This window comes from Burkholderia sp. SCN-KJ, assembly GCF_024656005.1.
GTDB lineage: Bacteria > Pseudomonadota > Gammaproteobacteria > Burkholderiales > Burkholderiaceae > Burkholderia.
The window spans coordinates 40,387-51,124 of sequence record NZ_JANKOG010000020.1; the positions used below are offsets into that span (position 1 = coordinate 40,387).

General features: G+C 59.8%; 11 protein-coding genes. 4 read left to right on the forward strand and 7 right to left on the reverse strand.

Features of this window, described 5'->3' with window-relative positions; genetic code table 11:
• Nucleotides 1-123: 123 nt before the first annotated feature.
• From NQV17_RS27670 to NQV17_RS27690, 5 genes are all read right to left on the reverse strand, one after another.
• Nucleotides 124-438 (reverse strand): hypothetical protein, encoded by a 315-nt coding sequence (locus NQV17_RS27670; protein ID WP_257774706.1) that lies wholly within the window; start codon nucleotides 436-438, stop codon nucleotides 124-126.
• A complete protein-coding gene (locus tag NQV17_RS27675) occupies nucleotides 429-2,087 on the reverse strand; it encodes a patatin-like phospholipase family protein (protein ID WP_257774707.1) in 1,659 nt (552 codons plus the stop codon). The genes NQV17_RS27670 and NQV17_RS27675 overlap by 10 nt, the downstream gene beginning before the upstream one ends.
• Before the next feature lie 274 nt (nucleotides 2,088-2,361).
• Nucleotides 2,362-2,610 carry a hypothetical protein gene (locus tag NQV17_RS27680; RefSeq protein ID WP_257774708.1) on the reverse strand — a complete coding sequence of 83 codons (249 nt, stop codon included), beginning with the start codon at nucleotides 2,608-2,610 and terminating at the stop codon, nucleotides 2,362-2,364.
• Between the two features lie 74 nt (nucleotides 2,611-2,684).
• Nucleotides 2,685-3,041 carry a hypothetical protein gene (locus NQV17_RS27685; RefSeq protein WP_257774709.1) on the reverse strand — a complete coding sequence of 119 codons (357 nt, stop codon included), beginning with the start codon at nucleotides 3,039-3,041 and terminating at the stop codon, nucleotides 2,685-2,687.
• Between the two features lie 27 nt (nucleotides 3,042-3,068).
• A complete protein-coding gene (locus NQV17_RS27690; RefSeq protein ID WP_257774710.1) occupies nucleotides 3,069-3,350 on the reverse strand; it encodes a DNA-binding protein in 282 nt (93 codons plus the stop codon).
• A gap of 11 nt (nucleotides 3,351-3,361) precedes the next feature.
• Here NQV17_RS27690 and NQV17_RS27695 point away from each other — a divergent pair, with 11 nt between their 5' ends.
• Nucleotides 3,362-3,760 (forward strand): hypothetical protein, encoded by a 399-nt coding sequence (locus NQV17_RS27695; protein ID WP_257774711.1) that lies wholly within the window; start codon nucleotides 3,362-3,364, stop codon nucleotides 3,758-3,760.
• A 56-nt stretch (nucleotides 3,761-3,816) separates the two neighbouring features.
• Here the strand turns inward: NQV17_RS27695 and NQV17_RS27700 are convergent, their stop codons facing one another.
• Entirely contained in the window at nucleotides 3,817-4,128 is a 312-nt protein-coding gene (locus NQV17_RS27700) for a hypothetical protein (protein ID WP_257774712.1), read from the reverse strand.
• Between the two features lie 1,088 nt (nucleotides 4,129-5,216).
• Between NQV17_RS27700 and NQV17_RS27705 the strand changes: the two genes are divergently transcribed.
• The 3 genes from NQV17_RS27705 to NQV17_RS27715 all read left to right on the forward strand — a co-directional run bounded on the left by NQV17_RS27705 (nucleotide 5,217) and on the right by NQV17_RS27715 (nucleotide 9,456).
• On the forward strand, nucleotides 5,217-6,575 hold the full coding sequence (locus tag NQV17_RS27705) for a site-specific integrase (RefSeq protein WP_257774713.1): 1,359 nt from the start codon (nucleotides 5,217-5,219) through the stop codon (nucleotides 6,573-6,575).
• Between the two features lie 1,193 nt (nucleotides 6,576-7,768).
• Nucleotides 7,769-8,428, forward strand: a complete 660-nt coding sequence (locus NQV17_RS27710) for an AAA family ATPase (RefSeq protein WP_027791981.1) — start codon at nucleotides 7,769-7,771, stop codon at nucleotides 8,426-8,428.
• A complete protein-coding gene (locus NQV17_RS27715; protein WP_060320187.1) occupies nucleotides 8,425-9,456 on the forward strand; it encodes a ParB/RepB/Spo0J family partition protein in 1,032 nt (343 codons plus the stop codon). Before NQV17_RS27710 ends, NQV17_RS27715 begins: the two co-directional genes overlap by 4 nt.
• 118 nt (nucleotides 9,457-9,574) lie before the next feature.
• On the opposite strand, the gene NQV17_RS27720 is transcribed toward NQV17_RS27715, so the two are convergent.
• A complete protein-coding gene (locus tag NQV17_RS27720) occupies nucleotides 9,575-10,456 on the reverse strand; it encodes a replication initiation protein (RefSeq protein ID WP_208001330.1) in 882 nt (293 codons plus the stop codon).
• Between the last annotated feature and the right edge of the window lie 282 nt (nucleotides 10,457-10,738).

The window sequence follows — 10,738 nt, forward strand, 5'->3', positions numbered from 1 at the left end:
GCGTCGAAATAGACAGCGAGCGCTCCGCCGTTGGACCCGGTCTTTCTCTTGACGAATCAACGACCAAGCGAAACGAAAAAGGGCGCCATCGCGCCCTTTTTTCGTCGTTGTTCGATGCAACAATCAGCTGGCGATAACCACCATGTCGCCCGAGCTTTTCGCCTCTTCGCGGGCCTGATCGGACTCACGAAGTGCCTGATCCACTTTCGACCTAAGCTTCGCTGCCCGGAATCCGGAAGACTTGTAGAGCCCGTACCCTTTCACGACGGGTGCGTCGGGAAGAGCGGCCGTTCCGACGATTTTCACCGGAATTTCGGCAATCTTCACTTGCCAGGACCGTGTCACCATTGCGCCCGGGTCGACGGACACCTTTCCAATCGCCTCGCCGGCCGAAGCTCGCTTGCCGATACGGTAGATGCCAAATTTATTTAGTGCCATGGTGAGGAAGTGCTCCGCTGGACGGCGTCATAAAGGCCACTTTCGTTGACATACTGTAGCACGGTCCCGTTCAAGCTACCAACGAAGGCGGCGAACGCGGGCGACGTCGGGTCCGCACTGGGCTGCAGATCTAATGCAAATTCGACGACAATCACCAGAGGCCGCTCGAGCCGCCCGTTGATCCGAGGAAGCTCACCCCCGTTGCGCCGCCGTGAACATGGCGCCGTCAAACGCCAGAACGACCCCGCCCATTCACCGTCGCTAGGTAGATTGACGAAGGCGTATTGACCCGTTTGCCACGCGTCAGATACATATCCGTCGGGGTCGGGCGGCGCCTCAAACCCGCATCCATACGGAACCGCGAGACCGTCGTAGTGACCTCGAGGCTGAAGGGCCAGTGCCGCCTTCACCTTGAACCCCGCCTGTGATGCCCAGATCTGCGTCGTCGCAGCGATCATATCCTTCACTTCACCACAAATGTCGTCGCAGGCCTCATCCATGAGCGACGGATAAACGGTTAAGTCTTCCCTCAGCCGTTCACGAACTGCAACCCGCGATTGCGCAACCGCGTCACGAAACTTGGCTACGCCGGCATCAAAGTCAAGCAACTTGAGCTTACACGCGATCGGCACATGTACAACGTTCTCTACCCCTCGCATATCCAATTCCATCGTTCCAGCGATGACAGAAGAACCGATCGCACCGAGCCAATGCCCCTCTCGCGGCGACTGTTCAAAGGGCTTGTCGGGGACGATGCCAAATGCGATCGTCACGCTATCGTCAACGAGCTCGCGCGCCGCATCCAAAGTCCAAACAGGAAGATTCGAGATGAAACCACCGTCAAGGAACCGCCGTTCCTTCGTATCCGCATCGATACCGGTGCGGCGGGTGCAAGAGAAGCGCCACGGCCGAAAAACACCCGGCAGACAAATCGAAGCAGCAACCGCATCAGCCACCCGAACCTCGGGCGTTCTTTCAAAGGAAAAGACCTCGCCACATTTATCCGTCACGTTCGTTGCCACGATGCTTAGCGGAAAGCCTCCGGCCTGTGCCAAGTGTCGAAAGGTTATTCCACGCGATCCGCTCAGGTTTGCGTCGCCAAGTTTGGCTCGCAGTTTACGCTCGAGCGCATGCTCAATGAAATCTCGGACGCGTCTTACTGTGGTGATGCCCGTCGACAACCAGTAACCCAGTCCCACGGCGGCCAAACACAATACAACACCGATTACCTTGGCAATGTCGGGGTGGGAACCGTCGAGAAACGAAAGTGCAGCAAACGCAAGGGCGAACGCGCCAACAACGAAGGCAATGAAGCGAGGGGCGACCATACGGCAAAACCGCAACAGCTGCCACGGACCCCAGCCGAAAAAATCGATGGCTTTAGTGAAACCGAGCTTTGGACCGAGCGCGCCGAGAATATGCGTTTCCGTGTCCGCGTCGAACAACTCACGACCCTTATAGCCAGCCGCTACGAGCGCGGCCACCATCGCCCCTGCAGAGGTTCCCGCTACACCATGAATGGACAACTTTTCGTCTTCAATCGCTGTCAGGGCCCCGACGTGGACGATGCCCTTCGCTCCACCACCTTGGAACACGAGGAATGTCGGAATCTTGTCGTCATCGTCGACCTGCCGCGCCCAGAACGGCAACGGATATAGCCAGTGCTCCGCAGTCACAATTTTGGTTACATTTCTAGTACTTCGCATTCGAGCAAGGATTGGTCTTTGAGCTGTTGGCCGCCGCAATATTAAAGTCCCCGGCGCCAGCGGCACGATTCGGGCACCGAGATTGTAAAATTATTCGCCCGACAGTGGAGACTCGCCGTGACCTCCAGCACGTGCGCAGCTGCGTACTGTCGTCCTCGGCTGCAGGCGCCCGATTGCCGAGCACCCGGCGCATCGCATTTCGGCCGCAAGCGGTTACTCAGCTGCCTCGGCGGTCGCACAGTTTCACGCCCCCAATCCCTTGGCGCGACGCGGCGTGCGCAGCGCCACCGCGAGTTTCGCGATGCGGCTTCGTGGTGGCCTCGGCGGCCGGCACTAGCGCGGCGGAAAGCTGCCGCCGAAGGGTGTTGATTTCGAGGGTGTCTGCGACGCGGCTCGCCTCGACGGCCTCGAGCCGCCCCTGCAAGGCACCGACTTGATGACGCGCTTCGCCGAGTTGGGTGCGCAAGCCCTCGCTTCGGCCCGATGCTGCTCGTCGCGCTGTTCGACCCGGCGTGTCACGGCATCGAGCTCTTTTTGCAATCACGCGGCCGTTGCGCGTTCGCGCTCGATCTCCAACAGGGCACGCTTCTCGGCCGCCAGCAAACGCGCTTCCGAGCGCTGCGCCGCCTCGCGCAGCTTCTCCAACTCCCGCGCGAAGTCCGCTCGAGCCTGGACCAGCGCGGCGTCGCGTTGGCGAATTTCTGCCTGCAGACGCAGGACCTCACCCTCGAGCGCGCGGCGCGACGCCTCACTGCCCGCGAGCGCCTGGCCCAGTTCCTGGATCCGCGCCTGCGCAGCGACCAGGTCGACTTCTCGCCCAGCGAGCGTCGCCTCGCGCGCGAGGGCGATCGCCTCTCGGCCGGCCTCGCGCTCGTCGGCAAGCTCGCGGCGCACCACGTCCAGCGCGGCGTCGGCTGCCGTGTTCTACTTGTCCGACAGCGCCGCGACGAGTTCGCCTGCGGCCGCCTGCAGATCCCGGGGCAGGTCCGGCCGCTCGATCCGTACCCGGCACTTTTCACGCAGGGAGACCCAGAACTCGGCCACCACTTCGGTGGGCATGCCCATTCTGCCTTTGCGCACCAACTGATACAGGCGGTTCGCGGTCGGCGCCTGCCCGAAGCGGAAGAACAGCAGCGCACAGACCTCACGGTACAGCTCGCGCGTCTTCGGATAGGCGGCCCTCAGGCATTCGATCTCGGCGGCCAAGCTGGCGTCCGATGCAGCGTCGGGCGCCGCGCCGGCGCCTCGATCGGAGGAGTGGACGTCTCGATCGCCCGACCACGCACGCGAACTACCGCACGGAAGCCGAGCGGCGGCCGCTGTGGGCTCTGGCCGACGCGCTCGCGGGACCGGGCGCGACCACACAAGACGATCTGCGCGCGTTTCGGGCGTTCCTGGCCGCGCCCGACCGGCGTCACCCGATCTGGACTGTGATCGCCGAGCTCAAACCGACCCGCTCGCTCACGCTCGAGGATCTGACGCGCTACCGGGGGTTCCTGGGCGATCCCCAGCTGAGCCGGATCTGGATGACGGAGAATGGCGCCCGCTACGCGACCCGCGCTGGCGACCGTTTGCCCGCCCGCTCGATCCGGTCAGCGTCAAGCAGGCCGTACTGATCCTCGACAGCCTGTTCGGCTGGCTGGTCGAAGCCGGTTACGGGCGCACACCGCTTCTATGCACGGGTGTGCTTATACGGGATCAACGCGCGGCACCCGAATATGCGGCCATCGTCGTGCGGCGCGACGCAGCGCTCGAACATACGATATAGATCGTCGAAGCCAACACCGGTCTGCCGCGTGATCTCGCGCAAAGGCGTCTGTCCGTCGACGAACAGCGTCATCGCCTGCAGACGCTTCTCCAACTGCTCCCGGGCCTGCTCCGACAGGGCATTCTCGTCGGCATGCGGCCAACCGGCGATATCGCTCAAGTCCGCCGGAATGGAGCGACGGTCGAAATGCAGCGCACCGAATGCGATCGATCTCATGTCGCCACCAAGGTACTGTTGAGCCCCACAGGCAGTGTCGCAAGCGTCGGGCATTGCAAGGCGCCACCGAGCACGAGCCCGAATGCCGCCGCACGCAGGACTGACGGGTCGAGCGGGGCGAAGCGTTGCTCGAGCTCGGCAAGCGTCAAACTGTTTCGACAAGCCTCCAAGACGTCGGGCGCGAAGACGTCCCCGCCCAACCGGCATAGCCGCCGCGACATGGCGAAGCATCGTAAGCCGATTTCGGCGCAGCAACTCGGGATCGTCGAGTTCGCTTGGGCGCAGCATTCGCAACGCCATCGACTGCACCTGGCTCCACGTCTCGAAGGCTGGGAAGAGCCGAGCCCCTTGAGCGTCTGCCGCCGCTTCCGCTGGGCGCGGCACCACCAATAGGCGCTCCGCCGCCTGCTCTCGCACCCAGAAGTCCACCAGGCGCATCGGACGTGCCCTGGGAATATGAATCGGCCGCTCGCAATATGTAATCACGCACGGGTCTGCCTCCCGGCGCAGCCAGAGATGAAGGGCGTTCCAGCCGTAGAGCGTCAGCGGACGGGCCACCTTCGGGCCGAAGACATCGAACCGATGAGTCCCGAACGGACGACCGGCATTGACCGCCCTTCTGAAACATGGTGGGATCATGGCGACTCCGGTCAATGTTCCAGTTGCAGTACAAAAGCGAGGCGAGCATTTGGGCGACGATGGCAACCACTACAAATTACATAGTGGTTGATACATTTCTCTTGACCTGGGCTGTGGTGCGGACGCCGCGACGATTTGGACTTGTTTTGGCCTTTCAAAACGCGCCCCTCCGTGAAACATCCTCGGAAAATCACCTCCTAAACCCGCCCTACGCCATGCCGTACGGCGATCCCGCAAGATTCTCGATTGCACACCGATTGTTTCACGACGGCGAGACGCAGCTCGCGCTTACCGCAAGGTTTCAGCGATTCCTTTCAGACCTACGAGATCTTCGACATTCGCTTCTGGCCGACCCGAAGCGAAAGCAACGGCGCAGTCGCGCCAGGTCGTACTAGGTCAATATGCGGCCTAAGGAACGAGCCTCTACTTTTACTTCTCTGCACGGACGCGTGCCGCTCTCGGGCGAAGTCGGCACGCGCCGCATCACCGCGTGGCTCGCCCACCACGGCGACGTCGCCGGCCGGCAGCTGGGCCCGGGCGTGCACACCCACCCGTCAGAATCCACACTGCCCGCCCCGCGGCTCGCCGCGGCCGGTCCCGCCACCGCGATCGTGCCGCTCGAGCGCTTCTTGCTGCCGCCCGAGATGGACGGTTCGCACGGCATCCACCGCAATCTGGTCAAGAACAACAGCTGCGCCAACAACGACCGCGAGGCGATCGAATTCTGGCTCGCCGACTACGAAAACCCGCATACGCGCCAGCGCTATCGCACCGAAGCCGAGCGGCTGCTGCTCTGGTCGATCTTCGTGAAGCGCAAGGCGCTGTCGAGCCTCGACACGGACGATGCGCGCGACTACATCAACGGCTTCCTGACCGATCCGCAGCCTGCGAGCCAATGGGTCATGACGGGCACCGCGCATCGCGGTGATCTGGGCTGGAGGCCGTTCCGCGGGCCGTTATCGGTCAAGAGCCGGCAGGACGCGCTGTCCGCGCTCAAGAAATTCTTCGGTGAGCTGGTCGACGCGCAGTACCTGGATCACAACGCGTTCGCGAAGGTTCGCGTGTTCACCGGGTCGACGCACGACGCCGCCGGCAACGAACGACGCGTGGCCGCGAAGTCGCGCTTGCAGATCGAGCGCGGCTTGACATCCGATGCCTGGCGCTTCGCGCTGAGCTTCGCGTACAGCACGGGGCTGCGACGCGCCGAGTTATGCGGCGCCTTCACGGACGATGTGCAGGAGCGCTACGCCGGGCCGGAATTGGGGACGATCCGGTTGCTGCGCGTGGTCGGCAAGCGCGCAAAGGAACGCTTCGTGCCGCTGGTGCCGGCGGTGTTGGACTTGATGGGCGACTATCTGGAATCCCGCGGCCTGCCGCGCGCCCCCCTCGCCTGCCCTGCCACCACTCCGTTGATCCCGGCGCTGCTGTCGAATGCCGAGATCGGCAAAATCCGGCGCGCGGCGAAGGCCAGCAAAACCGATCCGGCGCCTGAGCTCGCGGTACGCGCGCGGCAAACCGGACCGATCCATCCGATTCAACTTTATAAGGCGGTTAGGCAGTTTTTCGCGATGGCAACTGCCGAGGCACTGCGTGAGGACTCGCCACACGCACGCGCTTTCAGCGCAGCCAGTCCGCACTCGCTGCGACACACGTTCGTGTCGCATGCGCTGGCCAATGGCATGAGTCTCGAGAGCGCCCGAAATTTTGCCGGTCACGATTCGCTCGACACCACATCGATCTACGCGACTGCGGAGCTTGGCCGCCAATACCGAGAGGCCGAGACCTTCCTTAGATTAGCTACAGCTTAGCGCGGCTCGGGTCATCAAAATCGATTGATGGCGAATCGCCCTAGAATCGGAAGTATCTGCGACGCCAACATTGCTGTTTTGACCGCCAGTCTGAACGTGTCCGACGAAACATCATCAACGGTGGCGATGACGACCCACCTCTGACTTCTCCTAGATTAAGTCGGAGTTAACTCCGTGGGAGTTATCGATCTACCAGATGATCTACGACTTCCGTCCTTACAGGCCAATGATCCCGCAGATTATCCTGGACATTGCGACGGAGTGTACGCTGCGACCATCCGCGGGCGCGTAGCGGACAGTCAGTATATAAGAAAAAAATCGAAGCTTTGGATCCCACAATCCGATAACGACGAGATATCAGTCGGCGTTCCATCGTCTCCGCCGGCGAAACGGTTCGTGATTGCTTCCGTCGTGCAAGCTGGTCGCAGTTTCAACGTAGAAACTGGATCTGCCAGCATTCACTATCACGCTCAGCATGCGAGCTTTGTCGGTTGATCAATGTCTGTAACTGCTTAGCCCGATCAGTTTCCATGTAGAAACTGAACGCCCCCCCCGCGAGCATCAGGTTAGAAGTCTCCGAGGGGCATCACCGACGGCATCGACCGCAGTTTCAATATAGAAACTAGATCTGCGAACATCCGGCGTCACGCTCAGTACGCGCGCGTTGAAGATTGATCCCGACGTCTGCAATTGCTTGGACGAGTCAGTTTCAATATAGAAACTGAACGTCTTCTGAGCATCCAAAAAGAACTCTCCGAGCGCCGCTCCGACCGGTACCGACCGCAAAAAGTTGCCTTCGAGCCCGCAGTACGCGACGGCAGTTTCTACGTAGAAACTGGCCACTGCGGCGCTAGGACGTAAGGCCAAAAACTGCGCACGATTCAAAGAGGTCGCACAAGAGAATGGCAATTGCCCCGTTTGCGTTCGATTCGCGTCCCGTCCACCGCACCGTTAAGCCGCCAAAGGTGCTGCTGGCAATACCCCAGTTTCTACGTAGAAACTACTCCTGGGAAGTACGCCACTCTACAAGTTTCGGTTGATGTGTCGCACCGGAGCCTAGAATTTCCCATAATCGTGTTGTTTTTTCTTGATGTTTTTCGGGTGGCATCCTAATATCCCTGGCAGTTCGCTTGGCGAGCAGTTTCTACGTAGAAACTGCTCCTGTTCGAGCACCGAGTGCATAAGGAGAACGCATGGCCGCGAAAATCATTGCCGTCTTCAACCAGAAAGGAGGGTCGGGGAAAACAACGACCTCGACCAATATCGCGGGTGCCTTCGGCCTGCGAGGCTACCGAACCATGCTCGTCGACTTGGACGAGCAGGGCACCGCGACACTCTCAGTCGGCGCGGCCCCAGATGATCGACCGTACCCGGCAGCTATTTCGAACCTGGCGCTAAGTCCCAGGCCGGATCGGGAGATTGCAAAGTACGTGAATGACTATGATTTTATTGTCATCGACTGTCCACCTGCCATTAAATCGGCAGCGCCCTCTGTTGCCCTTCTTATTTCCGATCTGGGACTGATTCCCATCGCAGCATCGGGCGGCAACCTCTGGGCGGTTCAAGAGGCAAAAAAATTAGGTATGGAGGCGCAGATTCGCAACCCGGATCTCAAGCTTCGTTCATTCGCAAACATGAACCAGAACGTCACGATTGTGAAGCAGATCTTTGAAGCTGCAGCAGGAGACGATGAGCTTCCCATGCTGAAAACGAAGCTCGGCTTCCGCACCGCGTACAAGGAAGCAGAGGTATCTGGCGCTACTGTCCTTCAACTCCGCTCGGCCAAGGCCGCCCACAAAGAGCTGAATGATCTTGTCGACGAAATTCTTGAAGTTCTGGAGGTGCGTGCATGAGCAAGAAGGACTTCTCTGCGGCGCTTAATGCCGGTGTAAAGCGCGACCAGACAATGCGAGAGACGGCGACACCTTCGAGATTCGACCGCGTTGATGAAGCATTGAGCGGCCGAAGCAGCCTATTGGATCAGCCCAATGAGAATGTCGCTGCCCCGACAAGATCGGCTGCAGAAGCGTATTTGGCAAGCCTGGAGCAAGCAGGGAAGGTGCAGGCGCGGTATATAACAATGCCAATAAGCCATATCGACGATAACCCGCTCAACAGTCGCACTATCTACAAAGAAGAGCTCATCGCCGCGCGCGCAGCCTCAATGGCCCGAGACGGCCAACTCGTCCCTGTGCTTGCCGGACGCCACCCCGACTTTCCGGATCGCGCAATCTTGATCGACGGCCAGTTCCGAAAGCTTGGTGCGCTCCGGAATCGCTCCGAGACGTTGGATGTGAAGCTTCTCGAAGGCCTGGACCCGATAGATTTCTACCGCCTTGCTCGAGCCGCAAACAACGAGCGCGAGCAGGAAACAATTTTGGACGTTGCACTCGGGTACAAGAAACTTCTCGATCAGGGTCATGCAAAATCGAATGACGAGCTGGCGGTCTTGGTGGAGGAGGGCAAATCCAAGGTCAGCAAAATTCTCGCGCTTCTGGATCTGCCGCAGTCAGTCCTGGACGTGATCGGTTCGCATCCCAAACAATTCGGCCTATCAACTAGCTACGAGCTCACCCTGTTCCTCAAGGCATCGGACGAGAAGCGCACCTTGGCATTTGCCGAGCGCATTCGTGACGAGGAATTGCCGTTTCAGAAGGTGAAGGCTATACGCGAAAGTCTCGAGAATGGCCGGGCCCCACGGAAGTCCCTTTCGCGACAGTACAAGGTGTCAACTGTTGAAGGGGCCGAGATCGGTGCGATCAAGGAATGGGGCGACGGGAAGGTCCGTCTGGACCTCGCTCTAGGTTCGGCCGAAAAAGCCGAGGCATACGTTGCGGCCTTCAAAAAGCTCCTTGCCGAAGACGGCCACCAACTGAAGTAGGGATGTGCGACACCCAGGTATATGTCCACCGGGTAGGCAACACAGCTAGAGTGGCATTCATCCCGTGCCGTACTACAAGCAATGTAGCGCGACGGAACTACTGCGAGACCGTCGCGCTTCAGCTTCCGGCAGTTGCCGCTACACTTGATTCTTCAAAGGGCAACTCGCCGTCCAGCGCTAGGCGGCTTTGCGGGTTCTGGATAAACTTGAAATCGAGCGAATTCACAGCGCGGCCGAGCTTCACCGGTGTCCAGGAAATTACAAGATCCGCCTTTGCGTTCAGCTCGTTCACAGCGGTTTCAATCACCCGACGCTTGATGTCGGCAAAGCGGTACGTCGCCGGGATTTCAAGCACGTGCCGGAAGTCTTCCAACGTGATCAGAAGCCTGCCCCGATCCCGCTCTCGCATCAACAGTTCGAGGAGCCGCCACGAGTAAAGTGACTGTAGCCCTCGGGCAAACTCAAGTTGATACGAGACGAAACGCCGCTGCAACATGAAGATATGGGGCGTTAAATCCGGAGAGAAGGAAACTTCTGCCCATCCTTCTCGTTCGTGATAAACCGCCTTCCACACCCAATTCAGTACCACCTTCCTCGGGCCATCCATATACGTCAATTGACGCTTTTGAAGACTCGCACAGCCTTCCTTCAGTCCCTCGTACGCAGCGGTTGCCTGTTTCTCGCCGGACCGCGGAGCAAGTGCTGCAAGGGCGGCGAACTCGTCGGCTCGAACACGAACACTCACATAGCCGTTACCCTTACCATGCAAGTACGGCGACTTCTTGCTGTCTATGCATCGCAGCGCCGCCATCATGACTCGCTTCTCGTTGAGGGTCAGGCCTTGCTGGGCATTGACCAGCGCTCGGCTCATGGCAACAGTCCCCCGCACTCGGCCATCACCATCCAGAGGAGGTTCGTCCAATGGCTCGATCTGGAGAGGTTCGAGTTCAACGATCTCGACCTGAGCGGGCTCGGACTGGTTTTTTGCCTTTTTGTTCACAAAGGTGACCTTCAGCGGGGAGTGTCACAATTATAAGGTGACATGCTCAGGGTGCAAGTCACCGTTGTGGATAACGGTCGAAATTTGTCACCACCGGCCCGCTTTGTGTCTACTTAGGGTCGGATTGCGTCACCGGCAGGTCGGTAAACGTCACAGTTTCTCGACTGTGAGGTCCCGCAGAGCCTTAGCTGACACGGCTCTGCGCGACGGAGCACAGCGTTTACAAAAGGTTTTACAAACGGTTCTACAAACTGTCTTACAAAAAGCACCGTTTGAAAGTTG